14 protein-coding genes are annotated in these 17,886 nt (G+C 51.2%); 9 read left to right on the plus strand and 5 right to left on the minus strand.

Annotation, left to right across the window (positions count from 1 at the left end):
- Nucleotides 1-167: 167 nt before the first annotated feature.
- Together FD30_RS05785 and FD30_RS05790 are read right to left on the minus strand one after the other, a co-directional pair.
- On the minus strand, nt 168-1,406 hold the full coding sequence (locus FD30_RS05785) for an MFS transporter (protein WP_056944247.1): 1,239 nt from the start codon (nt 1,404-1,406) through the stop codon (nt 168-170).
- A 573-nt stretch (nt 1,407-1,979) separates the two neighbouring features.
- On the minus strand, nt 1,980-2,690 hold the full coding sequence (locus FD30_RS05790) for a B3/B4 domain-containing protein (protein WP_056944248.1): 711 nt from the start codon (nt 2,688-2,690) through the stop codon (nt 1,980-1,982).
- Between the two features lie 328 nt (nt 2,691-3,018).
- On the opposite strand from FD30_RS05790, the gene arcA reads away from it, so the two are divergent.
- The 5 genes from arcA (at nt 3,019) to FD30_RS05815 (ending at nt 8,882) form a co-directional block, all read left to right on the plus strand.
- Entirely contained in the window at nt 3,019-4,251 is a 1,233-nt protein-coding gene (arcA, locus tag FD30_RS05795) for an arginine deiminase (protein ID WP_024747426.1), read from the plus strand.
- A gap of 56 nt (nt 4,252-4,307) precedes the next feature.
- Nucleotides 4,308-5,339: an ornithine carbamoyltransferase gene (gene argF / locus FD30_RS05800; RefSeq protein ID WP_056944249.1), complete on the plus strand. Its 1,032-nt coding sequence runs from the start codon at nt 4,308-4,310 to the stop codon at nt 5,337-5,339.
- Nucleotides 5,340-5,555: 216 nt separating this feature from the next.
- Nucleotides 5,556-6,500 carry a carbamate kinase gene (gene arcC / locus FD30_RS05805; protein WP_024747428.1) on the plus strand — a complete coding sequence of 315 codons (945 nt, stop codon included), beginning with the start codon at nt 5,556-5,558 and terminating at the stop codon, nt 6,498-6,500.
- 134 nt (nt 6,501-6,634) lie between these two features.
- Nucleotides 6,635-8,104, plus strand: coding sequence for an arginine-ornithine antiporter (gene arcD / locus FD30_RS05810; RefSeq protein ID WP_056944250.1), 1,470 nt, complete (start codon nt 6,635-6,637; stop codon nt 8,102-8,104).
- Nucleotides 8,105-8,195: 91 nt separating this feature from the next.
- Nucleotides 8,196-8,882, plus strand: a complete 687-nt coding sequence (locus FD30_RS05815; protein ID WP_024747430.1) for a Crp/Fnr family transcriptional regulator — start codon at nt 8,196-8,198, stop codon at nt 8,880-8,882.
- Between the two features lie 315 nt (nt 8,883-9,197).
- Here the strand turns inward: FD30_RS05815 and FD30_RS05820 are convergent, their stop codons facing one another.
- The 3 genes from FD30_RS05820 to FD30_RS05830 form a co-directional block, all read right to left on the minus strand.
- Nucleotides 9,198-9,647, minus strand: coding sequence for a hypothetical protein (locus FD30_RS05820; protein ID WP_056944251.1), 450 nt, complete (start codon nt 9,645-9,647; stop codon nt 9,198-9,200).
- A 544-nt stretch (nt 9,648-10,191) separates the two neighbouring features.
- A complete protein-coding gene (locus FD30_RS05825; protein ID WP_056944252.1) occupies nt 10,192-11,025 on the minus strand; it encodes a DNA-binding domain-containing protein in 834 nt (277 codons plus the stop codon).
- 2 nt (nt 11,026-11,027) lie between these two features.
- The gene (locus FD30_RS05830) at nt 11,028-12,323 is read right to left on the minus strand and encodes an ATP-binding protein (RefSeq protein ID WP_056944253.1); all 1,296 of its coding nucleotides are present in this window, start codon (nt 12,321-12,323) and stop codon (nt 11,028-11,030) included.
- Between the two features lie 109 nt (nt 12,324-12,432).
- On the opposite strand from FD30_RS05830, the gene argF (FD30_RS05835) reads away from it, so the two are divergent.
- The 4 genes from argF (FD30_RS05835) to FD30_RS05850 all read left to right on the plus strand — a co-directional run bounded on the left by argF (FD30_RS05835) (nt 12,433) and on the right by FD30_RS05850 (nt 17,880).
- Nucleotides 12,433-13,431, plus strand: coding sequence for an ornithine carbamoyltransferase (gene argF / locus FD30_RS05835; RefSeq protein WP_024747433.1), 999 nt, complete (start codon nt 12,433-12,435; stop codon nt 13,429-13,431).
- Between the two features lie 13 nt (nt 13,432-13,444).
- A complete protein-coding gene (gene arcC / locus FD30_RS05840; protein WP_056944254.1) occupies nt 13,445-14,371 on the plus strand; it encodes a carbamate kinase in 927 nt (308 codons plus the stop codon).
- 186 nt (nt 14,372-14,557) lie between these two features.
- Nucleotides 14,558-16,114 carry a YfcC family protein gene (locus FD30_RS05845; RefSeq protein ID WP_056944255.1) on the plus strand — a complete coding sequence of 519 codons (1,557 nt, stop codon included), beginning with the start codon at nt 14,558-14,560 and terminating at the stop codon, nt 16,112-16,114.
- 179 nt (nt 16,115-16,293) lie between these two features.
- Complete coding sequence (locus FD30_RS05850) at nt 16,294-17,880, plus strand: ATP-binding cassette domain-containing protein (RefSeq protein ID WP_056944256.1); 1,587 nt, start codon at nt 16,294-16,296, stop codon at nt 17,878-17,880.
- Nucleotides 17,881-17,886 lie beyond the last annotated feature (6 nt).

Below are 17,886 nucleotides of genomic sequence, written 5' to 3' on the forward strand. Positions count from 1 at the left end.
CAAAGGCCGAGCTTGAAGACCTGGGGCTTTCAGGGCTCCAAGTCGTGCCCACCACGTTCCAGCCTCTTCAGGGCCAACCGGTAAGGCGGGGGGATTGCTACCGTCTACCTCTTAGCTAAACGTAAGAAAAAGCCTGGGCACTAGTCCCAGACTCGATGATGCGACTTTTATGAATGGGTGGTGGCGGGAGCTTGCCGTTTGCGAATCTCGGGAACTAACCACCAGACTAGGGTCAGGTTGATGACCATCAGGGCTGCCGTTGAAATGAACACGGCGTTGTAGTTGAAGATTCCGGCAATCCAGCCACCCAGGAGGGAACCTAACATGTTCCCAATGGATTGGAAGGATTGGTTCCAGCTGAAGACGGTCGAGGTCAATTCGACCGGGGTGTTCTTGGTCAGCAGGGTCTGAATCTCGGGAAACAGGGCCCCGTCGGAGATACCGATCATGAACCGTAGAATTCCCAGCATCCAGACACTGGTGACGAACCCTTGTGGCAGGTACATTAGCGTGGCGAAGATGTAGCCGAAGATCAGGACCCGGCCGGACCCGTGTTGATCCCCGTACCGTCCTAGCCGCGGCGAGGCGATGATGTTGGAGATCCCGGGCAGCGCCGCGATGATCCCGGCGACCACGGTGATGGGTCCCACGTTATGCATCAGTTCCTTGACGTAGAGACTGATGATTGGTGAGATGGAAATGTTCCCGAACTGGACGATCAACGTGGAGGACAGGAGCACTAAAATCAGTTTAGGGTTCGGGAAGGCCGCCAGAGGGTTGTGAGAAGTCGCTTGACCCGACTGGTGAACCACCGGCTTGAACTTCTCTTCGACCAGGCCCCAGCTCATGAAGAACGTGACCAGTAAGAGGAAGCCCGTGATGAAGAAGGTGATTCGAATCGAGAAGACTTGGGCCAAGATTCCCCCGAAGACGGGTCCCAGCAACATTCCGCTGGTGGGACCGGTCATGAGGGTACTTAGGGAGGCCCCACTGTGTTTCCGGGGGGTCTGGGAGGCGACCAGCGCTTGGGCGTTCGAGATGAACCCCGCGAAGACGCCTTGGAGCGCCCGCAAAGCGACCAACTGCCAGACGCTGTTGGCGAAGCCCATTAAGGCCATGGCCACGCCCATTCCTAACGAAGACCGTAGGAGCATGATCTTCCGGCCCTTTCGGTCGGCCACGATGCCCCACAGAGGTGAGGCGATGGCGCTGACGAAGAAGTCGGCGGCGTAGACCAAGCCACTGTACATGGTGACCTGGGCTTTGGTGTAGTCGCCAAGACTACTAATATATAACGATAAAAATGGCATGATTTCGCTGAAGGCCATACCGGCGACGAACGTACAGAACCACAGGACGTGGAGGTTACGTTGCCAAGGGCTGCTTTCGCGTTCAGCTTCATCCAAACTGCGTCAACTCCTTCTATAGTAGATTTAGTAATCTTCCGTGTGGCGGATTGGGTCGTCCTAAGCGACCCCGCCGCCTACTCAGCGGAAGTTAAGTGACCGGGTGTTACCGCTGTAACGACCCGGAAACGAACATTTTTCGTTGAAGACAACGCTATTTAAGATACGCGCATAGCGCCGAAAGGTCAACGATTAAGCAATTGTTGTATGCGCTCGCAATTGATAATATTATAGCATGGTCGCCGATGGACGGAAGGCAAAAAGGCCCAGTGGAACCGGTCTGAACGGTAACTGACCATTCACAGTCACAAAATATTACAATGTGGTTAAGTTTGAGCGGGACAGACTGCAGGCCCCCGCGCCGGTGTTCCCTTAGTCTGGAAGAGATAAAGTGAATAAAATCACACAAAATATTAGCCAAACTGAAAAACCCGTGTAAACCGGAAACGGCTTACGCGGGTTTTAAGATTTTTGTATATACAAAATTGTCCCAAATATATACATTTTCTGAAATTAAGCGAATTTAACTGGAAATTTTTGCAGATTCGAAGAAACCTGGTTTTCAAGCACTGATTAGAAGGTAACTTCGGGGTGGTCGCGGGTGACCAGATGGTCTTCGAGGTCCACGTTCAGGTATTCCTTGAAGCTGTCTTTGAGCATCTGAACGGCTTTTTCGTGGTCTTCCTTGCGTTCCGGTTGGATGTTTTCCATATAGAAGAGAATGTTTTGGGTGTCTTCCGTGGATTCGACCCGTGCGCTGTCCCGCCAAGCCCAGCAACGGGAGATTACGCCCTGGTCATCGCGGTAGATGACCTCACCAGGGAGCGCTTCTTCGGGTTCTTCGTCGGCTTCACCGATCGGGTAGAAGGGTTCGCCCCCCTTAGCAACGCCCAGGTGGACGTCGCCAACGATCTTATCCATGTCTTCGGCCGCTAGTGGGAAGGCGTAGGTTAGGGAGACCGTGTTGTAGAGATCCACGACGGGGTTGATTGCACCCACGCCGTTGCCCTTGCTGGCCCGCTTGAGCAGGGCTTCGACGGCACACCGCGCGCCCTTCTTGGTCTTGAACTTCCGGAAGGCTTCCCGCCAAGCTGCGATGATCGGGTTCTTACTGATTGGGGAGTACGGGACCCAGTCCTCAGCTTTTTCGTTAGCTTCCATTAACCGGGACTTTTTGAGGTGGCCGTAGCTGTGGTTATCCACACCGTGGGCGGTCAAAAAGGCAATTTGAACGTCGGGGAAGATTTCCCAGAACTCAGGATCGACAATGAATTTCTGTGACATATAAAACGCCTCCATCAATAGTTTACCCTAAGTATACCAAATTATTGAAGGGCCACAACCGTTGACCTGCGGGGGAATTCGGGACGACTCGGTTTGACCGGTCGACAAATTATCATCAAATTTTAATGAACAAATTTTATGCAGTTAAAAGTAAGTGTTTTCATTGAAAATATGCAAATATACAGCTTAAATGCATAAACGGCAATTGATATTCATCGGCCGACTTAAAGTGTACAATCCTTCACATTTTGAATGCCAAGCACTACTAGAAAGCGGTTACATTCCGGGTTATGATGGTCACGTAATCAAGTGATGGGAGGAAACAAACATGACCAGTCCAATTCACGTAATGTCCGAAATCGGCAAGTTGAAGGTTGTTATGCTCAAGCGGCCAGATGTTGAAGTTGAAAACTTCACGCCTGACATGATGCCTCGGTTGTTATTCGATGACATTCCATACTTACCAATTGCTCAAAAAGAACACGATAACTTCGCTGACGTTCTTCGTCAAAACGGTACTGAAGTGCTCTACTTGGAAAAGCTGTCTGCTGAAGCTTTGGATGACGGTGGTGAAGAAGTTAAGCAAAACTTCTTACAACAAATGTTAGCTGAAAGTGGCTACATTGCCGGCGTTACCCACGATGCTTTAAAGGAATACTTACTGTCAATGTCCACCCAAGACATGGTCAACAAGATCATGGGTGGGGTTCGGAAGAACGAACTCGACTTCGTCCCAGCTGACTTAGTCAGTGCAGCCGAAGAAGACGACTACCCATTCTTCATGGACCCAATGCCTAACTTGTACTTCACGCGGGACCCTGCGGCCTCCATCGGTGATGGGTTAAGCATTAACCACATGACCTTCGCTGCTCGTCAACGCGAATCGCTCTTTATGGAAACCATCATTAAGTACCACCACCGGTTTGCTAACAAGGGCTTGAACGTCTGGCGCGACCGGAACCACGATACTCGGATCGAAGGTGGGGACGAATTAGTTCTCTCCGACCACGTCTTAGCTATCGGGGTTTCCCAACGGACGTCTGCTGATGCCATTGAAGACATCGCCAAGAACCTGTTCGCGAAGAGCCACTTCGACAAAGTCATCGCAATCAAGATTCCACACAACCACGCGATGATGCACTTGGACACGGTGTTCACCATGATTAACAAGGATCAATTCACGGTGCACCCAGGAATCTTAGGTGAAGGCGGCCACATCGATACCTGGACGATCACGCCGGGTAAAGATGGCGAACTGAACTTAGACCACCGGACGGACTTGAAGCAAGTTCTGAAGGACGCCTTAGGTTTGGATGACCTGGACTTGATTCCAACGGGTAACGGTGACCCAATCATCGCCGGTCGTGAACAATGGAACGACGGCTCCAACACCTTAGCCATTGCCCCAGGTGTTGTAGTGACCTACAACCGGAACTACGTTTCTAACGAACTGTTACGTAAGCATGGCTTGAAGGTTATCGACGTCTTATCAAGTGAATTATCTCGGGGCCGTGGCGGTCCTCGTTGCATGAGCATGCCACTGGTTCGGGAAGACCTCTAATAAGCATTAATCCTTAAAATTCGAAACATTTAAAGAGAATAGGAGCGAGAAAGATTATGGCAAAAGATTTTCGTGAAAATGTATTCCAAGGACGGAGTGTTCTTGCAGAAAAGGACTTCAGTGCTGCTGAACTCGAATACTTGATCGACTTTGGACTGCATTTGAAGACGTTGAAGAAGATGGGTATCCAACACCACTACCTGGAAGGTAAGAACATTGCCTTGCTGTTCGAAAAGTCCTCAACGCGGACCCGTTCAGCGTTCACCACGGCGGCGATCGACTTGGGTGCTCACCCAGAATACTTGGGTCAAAACGACATTCAATTAGGTAAGAAGGAAACCACTTCCGATACGGCTAAAGTCTTGGGTAGCATGTTCGATGGAATCGAATTCCGGGGCTTCAAGCAATCCGATGCTGAAATCTTAGCTCGCGACTCAGGTGTTCCCGTTTGGAACGGCTTGACCGACGAATGGCACCCGACGCAAATGCTGGCGGACTTCATGACGGTTAAGGAAAACTTTGGTCACCTTAAGGGCTTGACCTTGACCTTCATGGGTGATGGCCGGAACAACGTTGCCAACTCCTTGCTGGTAACCGGTGCCATCTTAGGGGTCAACATCCACATCGTTGCACCTAAGGAACTCTTCCCAACTCAAGAAACGCAAGACTTAGCCAAGAAGTTTGCGACTGAATCCGGCGCTAAGCTGTTAATCACGGATGACCTCGACGAGGGGATGAAAGGTTCCAACATCGTCTACACCGACGTCTGGGTATCTATGGGTGAATCCAACTGGGAACAACGGGTTAACTTGTTGAAGCCATACCAAGTTAACATGGAAGCCTTGAAGAAGACTGGCACGCCAGATGATCAACTGATCTTCATGCACTGCCTTCCAGCCTTCCACAACACCGACACCAAGTACGGTGAAGATGTGAAGGAAAAGTACGGAATCACTGAAATGGAAGTTACGGATGAAGTCTTCAACAGTAAGTACGCTCGTCAATTTGAAGAAGCTGAAAACCGGATGCACTCCATTAAGGCTATGATGGCTGCAACGTTAGGTAACTTATTCATCCCACGTGTTTAAAGCTTAACGGGATTGAAAAAGGGGAGTTAATCCGTGTTGATTAACTCCCCTTTTTGCTTGAAAACCGCGATGCTGTGCTGGCTTAGGAGAATTATTAAAAAGTGAGCTAGTTAAGTCAACTGATGTTAGTTCTTCTAACGTCATTACTACAGCCACACGAGTCAAAATTGTACGCATTAATCTGATTAAATTGCACACTAGAAGGAGAATTCGACTATGACAAAACGTCGCATTGTAGTGGCCCTTGGGGGTAACGCTATTTTATCAAAGGATGCTTCCGCTGAAGCACAACAACAAGCCCTGCGGGACACGGCGAAGTACCTGGTTCAATTCATCAAGCAAGGAGACGACCTGATTGTCTCCCACGGGAACGGTCCGCAAGTCGGGAACCTGTTGTTGCAACAGGCCGCCGGCAGCACGGCTAAGAACCCGGCGATGCCGCTGGATACGGCCGTGGCCATGACCCAAGGAAGCATTGGGTACTGGATGCAAAACGCGTTGGGTGAAGAGATCACCAAGGCGGGTCTGGACAAGGATGTCACCACGGTGGTCACCCAAGTCGAGGTCGACCCTAACGACCAAGCCTTCACCAACCCAACCAAGCCCATCGGCCCGTTCTACACCAAAGATGAAATTGGCGCGATCAAGGACGCCCACCCGGACCAGACCTTCGTCGAAGATGCGGGTCGGGGTTACCGGCGGGTAGTGCCTTCTCCACGGCCAACCGGGGTCAAGGAATACAAAGCTGTGAATGCCATGGTCGAAGCCGGCATCGTGCCTATTTCCGTTGGGGGCGGTGGGGTACCCGTTGTGCAAGAGGGTAACCGCTTAGTCGGCCGCGAAGCCGTGATTGACAAGGACTTCGCTTCTGAAAAGCTGGCAGAACTGGTCAACGCCGACCTGCTGATCATCTTGACGGCGGTGGACAACATCTACATCAACTTTAACCAGCCAGATCAAAAGAAGCTGGAAACGGTCAACGTTGCTGAGTTGAAGCAGTACATCGACCAAGACCAATTCGCCAAGGGGAGTATGTTGCCTAAGGTTCAAGCTGCGATCGACTTTGTCGAAAACAGTGCCAATGGTAAGGCGGTCGTCACGTCACTCGAAAACGTCGGGAACTTCCTGAAGAATGGTGACGGGACCATCATTACCAAGTAGTGTCACACAGTTAGAGCCACGGAAGATTCAGTGAACATTGGGTTTGCCGGCAGCAGTTGGCAGATCCTAGCTATTATATTTTTCCATATTCAATCATCTTGCTGAATCCCGTCCGTGGTAAAGGAGATGTCACCATGGAGGAATCCAAAGGGAAACTTAATTTACTTGAACTAATCGCGTTGGTCGTGGGATCAATCGTCGGTGGTGGGGTATTCAACTTAATGCACGATATGTCCGCCAACGCCGGTGCCGGGGCCATCATCATTGGGTGGATCATCACCGCTTTCGGGATGATCATGTTAGCCTTGACCTTCCAGAACTTGACCATGAAACGGCCGGACCTGGATGCCGGGGTCTACTCGTACGCTGAAGCCGGCTTCGGGAAGTACATGGGGTTCAACTCCGCTTGGGGTTACTGGGCCTCCGCTTGGTTGGGGAACGTGGGGTACGCGACACTGTTAATGAGTGCCGTGGCCTACTTCTTCCCAATCTTCGGCGATGGTCAGAACATCTGGTCCATCGTTGCGGCCTCTTTCATTCTCTGGGGCTGCCACTTCATGATTTTACGCGGAGTCGAATCCGCGTCCTTCGTTAACACCATTATCACCATTGCCAAGTTGATTCCAATCTTTATCTTCTTGGTCACCATGATTATCGCCTTCAAGCTGGGCGTCTTCACGCACGGCTTCTGGTTCACGCCTTCCGGGAGTTTCCAGTTCGCCGATGTCATGAAGCAAGTTCAGAGCACCATGTTAGTGACGGTCTGGGTCTTCATCGGGATCGAAGGTGCGGTGGTCTTCTCTGGCCGGGCCAAGAAGCGTGAAGACGTTGGTCGGGCAACCGTCTTAGGAATCATTACGGTTATCCTGATTTACATGTTGATTACCTTGCTCTCCTTAGGGGTTATGCGTCGGGGTGGCTTAGCCAACTTAGGTCAACCAGCCATGGCTTACCTGTTACAGAGTGTCGTGGGTAAGTGGGGTGCTGTCCTGGTTAACGCCGGACTGATCATCTCCGTTGTCGGGGCCTGGTTGTCCTGGACCATGTTCGCCGGGCAACTGCCTTACGAAGCCGCTAAGGAAGGTTCCTTCCCGAAGTTCTTCGCGAAGGAAAACAAGAACGGGGCGCCCGTCAACTCCCTGCTCTTCACCAATATCTGTGTTGAAATCTTCATGTTCTCTTACCTGATTACGGCCAGTGCTTACAACTTCTTCTACTCCGTTGCGTCGGCTGCGATTCTGATTCCATACATGTTCTCAGCCTTCTATCAACTGAAGTTCTCGAAGAACGAAAGTCTGGACACACCGGGTCGGAGCTGGAACATCACCGTTGGGGTCATCTCCAGTATCTACGCCTTGTGGCTGTTATACGCCGCTAACTTAGGCTTCATCATGCTGATGTCCTTGCTCTTTGCCTTGGGGATTCCGGTCTTCATGCAATTGCAGAAGAAGGATAACCACGCCGAAAAGGTCTTCACGTCGGGCGAACGGATCGTGGCTATCGTGATTGGGGTCTTAGCCATCATCACGATTATCGAACTGTTCCGTTTAGGCATGAACGACTTCTTAGGCTTAACTTGGGGCGACTTCGGGAAGCTGTTCTAGTTAACCTTTAAAATGCAAAATCATTAACATTTAAGGTCCCCTTCATTTAGGCTATACTAATGGTATTAGCCTAAATGAGGGGGACCTTTTCATGATTCGAAAAAGCGAATATCCACGTTATTTGCAATTATTGAAACGGCGACCAGAATTCAGTGCGTTTACGGCAGAGCAGTTCGCCGAGTTGGCGCACGTGATGCGGGTCAAGCAGTTACCCAAGGGTCAACTCCTGTTTGACCAAGCCGATCCCCGGGACCGGTTCTTCTTCGTCTTTTCTGGTCTACTACGCACGGAACGTATCGATGAATCGGGGGACTTTACGTTTTATTCGTTTATTCCTAAGGACAAGGGATTTCCGTACCGGGGCTTGTTCCACGATCAGGAGTACGCCTATTCCGTGAACACGTTGACGCCGGTGGAAATCGTGTCGTTTCCCATGACGGTCTTCGAGGGACTCTTGACGGAGAATTCCGAGGTCATGCGGCGAGTGATCGTTGAGATGGGTCAGATTATTAACGAGAATGAAAACCAGCTGCAGACCATGGTCACGTCGAGCGCCAGTGACCGGGTGCATAACGCCTTGAAGATCTTAAGTCAGCAGATGGGGCAGCCGTTGGATGATGGCCGCATTCTGATTCCCTATCCCATCACGTTGATCGAGCTCAGTCGGATGGCGGGAACCACCCGTGAGACGGCGGGGCAGGTGGTCCAGCGGTTAGAAACGGCGGGCCGGGTGGTCTACGAACATAAGCGCTTCACGTTTAATCCTTACATCGAGTAGTCTTAGTGAGCGCCTTAAGGGGAAAGAGGGGGCTGTAGTTAGCCTCTAGACACAAAAAATAGACGAGAAAGCGTATTTTGGTTTCTCATCTACTACTTCCCCTAAAATGGATGATCACGTTGACTAATTTTTAGGGCCATTACGATAATTCTAGTTTCTTTACTTAGCGGACTAGTGATTGGCAGATTAAATTACTTTGAAAATAGGCCTCGCACTTGCGAGGCCTATTTGATGATGAAATATTGGACTTCTATACACATTGATTAATTATAGATAAGAATATATGTCACGCTAGTACTGAAAGTTGAACTATATCTATTTAATCTTAGATGGATACCATATTCTAGTGTAATCATGTTTAAGGCCAGGATATGAAACCAGCTCTTTGAGTGCGTGCATTTTTTTACCTTTTTTAGTGACCGTTACTCCCTTGTAAAAGGCCTGATAAGCGTCACTCTCACCAAGCTCAGTTACATAATAAGAATTAAATTTTGAAATGCTTAATTGTGGGTATGAACCATTAAGTATTTTCTTCCCTGATAGTTTGTGGGACTTGCCAATTTTATAGGTATACTTGGTAAATTTAACTCTAGACCATTTATGACTTTTCTTAAAATAGTGATGGTAAGTTCCCCGTAAGTTCTTGGGAACAACAGTGTATTTTACGTGGGCACTAGCTGATGGCGTGTTAGTAATATTTAATAAAAACAAGCCAAAACTAAGTGTCGCTAGAAATAATAAGCCATAGTAATAACTTCTATGCATGTGATCTCCTCCTGTATGTATACGTAATTAAAGCTTGTCACACGTTTAAAGTATAGAACGATAAATGTAAATAGTCTAATTTGAAGCCGCGTGTAATAGTGTTACTAATTTCGTAACTAATATTGTTAACCGTTCGTAGCCATGAAGTTAACTAAGCAAGTGTATGATGATGCATACCAACGATTCGAGTTTATCTGATTGTTTGGTTTTAACGGCCCCCCATGTTGATATTTTCAATTTCAAACATTGAGAAGTCCTGTTTTGGGTCCGTTCAATTTAGCCGTGAGGTTGGGCCTGAAGAGGCTCAGTGGTGTCGTTTGGGTTAGTCAGCGTTTTGGGCTGGCTTACCCAAAGGCCGAGCTTGAAGACCTGTGGGTTTCAGGGCTCCAAGTCGTGCCCACCACGTTCCAGCCTCTTCAGGGCCAACCGGTAAGGCGGGTGATCGCCACCGTCTGCCCCTTGACTAGATGTAAGAAGAAGCCTGAGTGTTGTCTCAGGCTTCTTTTGCATCTAAATTGCAGATAGGTTTTGGCCCCGTCAATCCTCAGATCTCGTGGGTCAGTCCGTCGAAGAAGTGTTGTAGGGAGACCTTGCCGCCAGATTCGCGCTTGCCTTGGTGGTAGGCCATCTCGGCCCGCACGTTTTTATATTCGTAGAGGGCGTTGGCGTATTCGACCAGGATCTCGTCGCCCATGTTATCGATGTACAGACTCGCCAGGTTGGTCAGCCCCGCTTTGACGGCGCGCCGAATCCGCTGGAAGAGGATCTTCTTTTCGTGGTCGTCGATGGCGTATTCCTGGTTGAAATCGATGGCTTTAAAACTCAAGTTCTTGTCGATCATCAACTGGCAGACGGAGAGAATGTCGGACGACCCGGACTCGGAGGTGATTCCCAGGTAGCGGAGGATGGCGAGAATCTTTTCCTTTTGCTCGGCGTGCTGGTTAACGGCGGGTTCACTGTTGACGATGCCCCCATCGACTAAGGTTTGGATGTTACTCAGCTTGGCGGTCATCTGGATGTTTTGGACCACCTTTTGAATCACGGTCTTGACCTCGACGATGTTGATGGGCTTGTCGATGAAGAACTCGATGCCGGCCTGGTAGGCTTCCGCCCGTAAGTCGCTGTCGCGGACCTGGGAGATCATGATGAAGCGCAGGTTGGGCTTGGCCGTCTTCAGCTTCTTGACCAGCTCGGTTCCCGAAATCACAGGCATCAACAGATCAATCAGGACAATATCGACGTTGGTCAGCATCAGGTCGGCCAACGCCATTTTGGCATCGGTGGCGGTGCCCACCACGTCATTTTGCGGGTCCTGTTCGAGAATTTGTTGCAGAATCATGGGAATGGATGGGTCGTCATCAACGATGTAGAATTTCATGATTATTCCTCCTGAAGAAGATGGGCTTTATTCAGACGAACTTGAAAGTCGGTGCCGCGCCCCAGCTGCGAGTCAACGGTGATGTCGCCATCGAACTGTTCTTGGGCGATGATTTTGACGTGGGATAACCCGATGCCGCGGTAAATATTGCCGGTCGTCGCGTTGAATTTAGTCGAGAACCCCGGCTGAAAGATCATGGACTGGGTCCGATCATCCATCCCCTGGCCGTTGTCACTCACGGTCAGCAGGATGTCGGCACCGGCACTGGTGACCGTGACTTGGATACAGCCGTTGAGTTTATCCTTGGGCAACGCGTCGACGCTATTGAAGATCAGGTTAGACAGAATCGTGACCACGTAATAGTGCTTGGGAATCAAGAGGTCGACCTGGTTATGGACTTCGATCACCACATTGGGGTGGTGGTGTTTGATGGCCGCTTGGATGTAGGTGGTGGTGACCTTCAAGATGTCTGAGAGTTGCATGGGTGCGTCCTGGTTGCTCCCGAAGTATTCGCCTAGTTCTAGTGTAACATTGCGGTAGTCTTTTTTGATTTCGTGAACATCGCGGGCCACCGCCAGCGCCATGTCGCGGTATTCCTGGGGGACGTCTAGGTCCTCAAGCTTCTGGTTCAGGAGGTAGGCGTTCTTCATAACCCGTTCGATTCCCCCCAGACTCTTCTGCATAAAGTACACGTCGCTCTTCACGGAAGACGCCACCCAGATGAAGTGGTAGTAGCGTTGTTCGTGGCTTTCCTTGCGCATCAACAGGGTGAAGTAATGGTAGGCGAAGGCCAATAGGCAACTGAACAGGCTGCGGACCAATGCGGCCACGAAGAGGAGTTGGAACAGGTGGTAGCTGTAGTTGTGGAAGTCGGTCAGCAGGCTGACTTCTAAAAGATTGGATAAATAATCACAAAGGACGATGGTTAGGAAAAAGGAGCTGTTGTTGCGCTGGGTCCGCCGCCAGTAGAGCAGGTAGTACAGCCCGCCGTAGCAGAGGTAGAAGGCCATATCGGTCACCACAAAATGGAGGATGGTCTCGGTCTGAGAGGCGTGACCGATAAACAGCAGGATCCCCCGAAAGATGGGGGAGGCGATGGCGATCATACCGGACAGTAGCAGGGGATTCAGGTCAGCGTTGAAGTAGAGGAAGATGGGCAACAGGAGCGCCGAGAGGGCGATGATGAAGCCGGGGGTGTAGACCTGAAAGCTGACCTGGGAGGCCAGGGCGATACAGACCGCGGCAATCAGGATGCGTTGCCGGCGACTGCGATGGATAATTGAGGCTTGTTTGAACAAAATAACCCACTCCTAGAGAATTTTTTAACAAAGAATTGAAGCTTCTTGAAGCTTTATGAAACCGCTTACTAAACTAATACTTGTAAATATCAATTAGGAGGAACACAACATGTTTAATTTACGTAACCGGAATTTCTTAACCTTAGCTGATTTTACCACGCGCGAAATGCGTTACATGCTCGATTTAGCCGAAGACTTAAAAAAGGCCAAGTACGCGGGCACGGAACAAAAGAAATTATTAGATAAAAACATTGCGTTGATTTTTGAAAAGGCTTCCACTCGGACGCGTTGTGCGTTTGAAGTTGCCGCTAAAGATGAAGGGGCTCACGTCACTTACTTAGGCCCTTCCGGTTCCCACATGGGCAAGAAGGAAACCGCTAAGGATACCGCTCGGGTCCTAGGCGGCATGTTCGACGGGATCGAATACCGGGGCTTCTCCCAACGGACGGCCGAAACCTTAGCCGACTACTCCGGTGTGCCAGTCTGGAACGGATTGACCGATGAAGATCACCCAACCCAAGTCTTAGCCGACTTCTTGACGGCCCACGAAGTCCTGAAGAAGGACTACAAGGACATCAAGTTCACCTTCGTGGGCGATGGCCAAGACAACGTGTCGAACGCCTTGATGTTAGGGGCCGCTGTAATGGGTATGACCTACCACGTGGTATGCCCTAAGGAATTAGCGCCTAAGGCTGACCTGTTGAAGCGAGCAAACGACATCGCTGCCAAGACCGGTGCTCAGATCGAAGTCTTCAACGACATCGCTGAAGGGGTCAAGGGCTCTGACGTCATCTACGCCGACGTATGGGTCTCCATGGGTGAACCTGACAGTGTCTGGGCTGACCGGATCAAGTTACTGAAGCCTTACCAAGTGACCCAAGAAGTCATGGACCAGACGCAGAACCCGAATGCCATCTTCGAACACTGCTTGCCAGCCTTCCACAACACGGATACTAAGGTCGGGAAAGAAATCGAAGAGAAATTCGGAATCTCCGAGATGGAAGTTACGGATGACGTCTTCGAAAGTGACGCTTCCGTAGTCTTCCAAGAAGCCGAAAACCGGATGCACACCATCAAGTCCGTGATGGTCGCAACCTTAGGCGAATAACGGGAGGCAGAACATGGCTAAAATTGTTGTGGCCTTGGGCGGGAACGCCTTAGGCAAATCACCAGAAGAACAGTTACAGTTAGTCAAGCACACGGCGGCTTCCCTAGTGGGGTTAGTGGCTGCGGGGCACAAGGTCGTCATCAGTCACGGGAATGGTCCCCAAGTCGGGGCCATCAACCTGGGGATGAACTTTGCCGCGGAAAACGGCAAGACGGCAGCCTTCCCGTTCCCTGAATGTGGGGCCATGAGCCAAGGCTACATTGGTTACCACCTGCAACAAAGCTTGCAAAACGAGTTGCACCGGCAAAACATCCAAAAGGACGTGGCGACGGTGGTCACCCAGATTGAAGTGGATCCTAGCGATGCGGCCTTTGAAGACCCTACCAAACCAGTCGGTGACTTCTACTCTAAAGAAGACGCGGCCAAGATTCAAGCCGAAAAGGGCTACACCTTCAAGGAAGACGCTGGTCGGGGCTACCGGCAGGTCGTGCCATCACCGCTTCCAAAGCGAATCATTGAACTCAACAGTATCAACAACTTGATCGAATCCGGCAGCTTAGTGATTGCCGGCGGTGGTGGCGGGGTGCCCGTCGTTCAGACCACCCAGGGCTTAAAAGGTGTCCCAGCCGTAATCGACAAGGACCGTTCCAGTGCGCTGTTAGCGGCTAACCTCGATGCGGACCAACTGATCATCTTGACGGCGGTCGACGACGTGTACGTCAACTACGGCCAACCCGACCAGAAGGCTCTCCGGGAACTGTCCGTTCAAGACGCCCAGAAGTACATTGACCAAGGTCAATTCGCACCAGGCAGCATGTTACCTAAGATTGAAGCTTGCTTGGACTTTGCCAAGTCCGGCGCGCAACGGACGGCTTTGATTACGTCCTTAGACCATCTCGACGACGCACTCGCCGGAAAAGTCGGGACCCTGATCAAGTAATCCGGGTCAATCAACCATAGAACGCGGTCTAAAGGATGTGGTGGGGAATCAGTAACGTCTTAGTCATCCAATTGCTCAGAGAAGTGAAGCGGATAGTGAGACGGACGCCCCAGTACCTCCTGGTGACCGCGTTTTCTGGTGCGTATTGTTAGCGAAACTGCCATCATATTTTAGAGGTAAAAACTTATGAGTGATAATCCAACAGTAAAAAAGCGACATTTTAAATTAAAAATGCCCGGAGCGTTCTTCATTCTGTTCATTCTGACCGTGGTCGCGGTGATTGCGACCTGGACGATTCCGGCCGGAAGTTACTCGAAGCTGTCGTATAATAGTGCCAACTCCGAGTTGCGGTTACAGAATCCCCACGGACACGTGACCAGCTTACCTGCGACCCAACAAGAGCTAGATAAGCTGGGGGTTAAGATCAAGATCGGTCAGTTTAAGTCGGGGGGGATCACCCAAGCCGTTTCGGTGCCCCACACCTACGAACGACTGGCGCAACACCCGGCGAAGTTAAGTGACATCACGGGAAGCATGGTCAACGGGACCATCGAGTCCGTCGATATCATGATCTTCATCTTCGTCCTAGGGGGCCTGATTGGGGTGGTTAAAGCCAGTGGGGCCTTCGAGACGGGGCTGATGGCGCTGACCAAGAAAACCAAGGGCCACGAGTTCTTACTGATCTTCTTAGTCTCGGTTCTCCTGGTCCTCGGGGGGACCCTGTGTGGGATCGAAGAAGAGGCCGTGGCCTTCTACCCGATTCTGGTGCCCGTCTTCATTGCGATGGGCTACGATTCAATCGTGAGTGTCGGGGCCATCTTCCTGGCCAGTTCGGTCGGGACCTCGTTCTCTACGATTAACCCGTTCTCCGTGGTGATTGCCTCCAACGCGGCCGGCATCAACTTCACGGAAGGGATCATGTGGCGGGCCGGTGGTCTGGTCATTGCCACCATCTTCCTGTTGTTCTATCTGCATTGGTACAGTAAGAAGGTTAAGGCGGACCCTGAGTTCTCCTACACCTGGGATGACCATGAAGAGTTCAATAAGATGTGGTCAGTGGAATCCACCAGCGGCGGTCAAGAGACCGGCTTTACGTTCCGGAAGAAACTGATTCTGATTCTCTTTGTCGTGACGTTCCCGATCATGGTTTGGGGAGTTATGGCCAAGGGTTGGTGGTTCCCAACCATGGCCTCATCCTTCCTGACCTTCGCCATCATCATTATGTTTATCGCCGGAACCGGGAAATACGGTTTGGGTGAAACGGGCGTGGTGGACGCCTTCGTTGCCGGGTCATCCGGTCTGGTCGGGGTTTCCCTGATCATCGGGCTGGCACGGGGAATCAACCTGGTCTTGAACAACGGGTTGATTTCGGACACGATCTTACAATTCGCGTCCTCGCTGGTTACCCACATGAGTGGCCCAATCTTCATCATTGTGATGTTGCTGATCTTCTTCGTGTTAGGGTTTATCGTGCCATCCTCATCTGGTTTAGCGGTACTGTCGATGCCGATCCTGGCCCCCCTGGCAGATACGGTCAACATTCCCCGGTTCGTGGTCGTTACGGCCTACCAATTCGGGCAATACGCGATGCTCTTCTTAGCCCCAACCGGGTTAGTCATGGCAACGCTGCAGATGTTGCATATGCGCTACTCCCACTGGTTCCGGTTTGTCTGGCCCGTTGTGGTCTTCTTACTGGTCTTCGGTGGCGGGATCTTAGTGACCGAAGTGTTAGTTTACAAGTAATCAGATAGATGTAAAATGCCGTCCTTTCGTTAGAAAGGGCGGTTTTTGTGTCGGGGTTATCATCCGCCGACTATGCTGGGCGTTTGTTAGGTCAGTGACGTTTTAAATTAAAATATGGTTAAAGCTAGCGGGCTGTTTTATAATTAAATCTCAATGGAAATTGAGAAGGGATTGATTGGATGGTTTACAAATATTACCCCCATTGGAAGTTCTTTTTAATGAACTTGACGGGATGGATTTCGAGTTGTGAGAATCTGGTGATTGCGACCGTTGTGGCAACGCTGACGACCTTTGCGACCCGCCGAGAGTTTGACCGGTTACCAGAATTTTTAGGGGTGGCATTCGGGAGCCTGTTAGTGACCTATCTGGCACAGGTCTGCTTTAACTGGTTCACCACTGATGCCGTGCGCCACTTGAACCGGACCTTGCGTGCGCAGGCCTTTCGGGGGATGGTCACTCAGCCGACGGGGACGGACGACGCGGCGTTGGGATTCCTGACCAACGACTTTAAGTTACTGGAGACCAACCGCTTCCAAGCGGAAATCAACATGTTGATTTCCGCGTATACGCTGGTGATGGCGTTCGGCTACGCCCTGTACCTGAACTGGCTGATTACCCTGATCTTTTTCGTGGGCAGTTGTGCACCTATGCTAGTCTCCAACCTATTTCAAAAGCCGTTGGAGCAAGCCTCGGAGAACTGGTCGCATCAAAATGACCAGTACGTGAACCAGACCAAGAATTTCTTGGCGGGAGCCGGAACGATTGCCCGGTATCACGCCCAGGACGCCTCCGTGGCGAAGAACCAAGCCATGGTCGATCTCCTGGAAGCCGCACTGGCGAAGATGAATCTGCGGAACCTAGTCGGTAACGCCTGCATCAACGTCACGGCCAATCTGTGTACGTTCCTGTTGCCTTTCTTAGTGGGGGTCTACTTGATCGTTCGCGGCCAGACCACGTTAGGCGTCTTGTTCGCTATCGTTCAGTTATCGAATTCTTTCGTCAACCCCATCTTGACGATCCTCGCACAACGCAATAACCTGGCCACCACGCGTCAAATCGTTGAGCGCCTGAACGGATACGTTGCCGCTGGGCAACAGACGGTACCCGCGCCCGCACCGGCCTTAGAGGAGCTGGCCTTTCACCAGGTAACGCTCCAACGTCAGCAACGCACCTTACTACATAACTTAGACCTGACGATCCACGCAGGGGAGAAGATTGCCGTGATCGGTCGTTCGGGGAGCGGTAAATCCACGCTTTTAACGTACTTATGGTCCGGTCAATTTGGGCATGCCCAGACGGTTCAGCTGAACCATCAGCCCGTCCAAGCCAGTCAGTTAGCGGGCGTCTTTGCCTACGCCAGCCAAAGTCCGGTCATTTTCGCCGGGACCTTGCGCTTTAACCTGACGCTGGGGGCTCCGGTAAGCGATGACCGGTTGACCGCGCTATGCCGGGAGCTGGACTTGGGGGACTTGGTCGCAAAGGAGGGCCTGGATTACTCACTGGGCAGCAACGCCGACCAGCTATCCGGGGGGCAGTTGGCCCGGATCGAGTTAGGTCGGGCCCTGTTGTCCCAGCGGCCGATTCTGTTGCTGGATGAAATGACGGCGGCCCTGGATAAGCAGACGGCGTTGGATATCCACCAACGACTCTGGCACTCGAAACTGACCATCATCGAGGCGATTCACCATTACACGCCCGCTGACCTGGTGCACTATGACCAAGTGGTCAACGTGGATGCGTTAGTCACCGCTTCGGCTGGTCGTTAGGCGAAT

The organism is Levilactobacillus namurensis DSM 19117, from assembly GCF_001434785.1.
Lineage (GTDB): Bacteria > Bacillota > Bacilli > Lactobacillales > Lactobacillaceae > Levilactobacillus > Levilactobacillus namurensis.

Excerpts from the sequence above, each read along its gene's own strand:
- FD30_RS05790 (WP_056944248.1), bottom strand. The coding sequence starts at position 2,690 with ATGTCACAGAAATTCATTGTCGATCCTGAGTTCTGGGAAATCTTCCCC.
- arcA (WP_024747426.1), top strand. The coding sequence starts at position 3,019 with ATGACCAGTCCAATTCACGTAATGTCCGAAATCGGCAAGTTGAAGGTT.
- argF (WP_056944249.1), top strand. The coding sequence starts at position 4,308 with ATGGCAAAAGATTTTCGTGAAAATGTATTCCAAGGACGGAGTGTTCTT.
- arcC (WP_024747428.1), top strand. The coding sequence starts at position 5,556 with ATGACAAAACGTCGCATTGTAGTGGCCCTTGGGGGTAACGCTATTTTA.
- arcD (WP_056944250.1), top strand. The coding sequence starts at position 6,635 with ATGGAGGAATCCAAAGGGAAACTTAATTTACTTGAACTAATCGCGTTG.
- FD30_RS05815 (WP_024747430.1), top strand. The coding sequence starts at position 8,196 with ATGATTCGAAAAAGCGAATATCCACGTTATTTGCAATTATTGAAACGG.
- FD30_RS05820 (WP_056944251.1), bottom strand. The coding sequence starts at position 9,647 with ATGCATAGAAGTTATTACTATGGCTTATTATTTCTAGCGACACTTAGT.
- FD30_RS05825 (WP_056944252.1), bottom strand. The coding sequence starts at position 11,025 with ATGAAATTCTACATCGTTGATGACGACCCATCCATTCCCATGATTCTG.
- argF (WP_024747433.1), top strand. The coding sequence starts at position 12,433 with ATGTTTAATTTACGTAACCGGAATTTCTTAACCTTAGCTGATTTTACC.
- arcC (WP_056944254.1), top strand. The coding sequence starts at position 13,445 with ATGGCTAAAATTGTTGTGGCCTTGGGCGGGAACGCCTTAGGCAAATCA.
- FD30_RS05845 (WP_056944255.1), top strand. The coding sequence starts at position 14,558 with ATGAGTGATAATCCAACAGTAAAAAAGCGACATTTTAAATTAAAAATG.
- FD30_RS05850 (WP_056944256.1), top strand. The coding sequence starts at position 16,294 with ATGGTTTACAAATATTACCCCCATTGGAAGTTCTTTTTAATGAACTTG.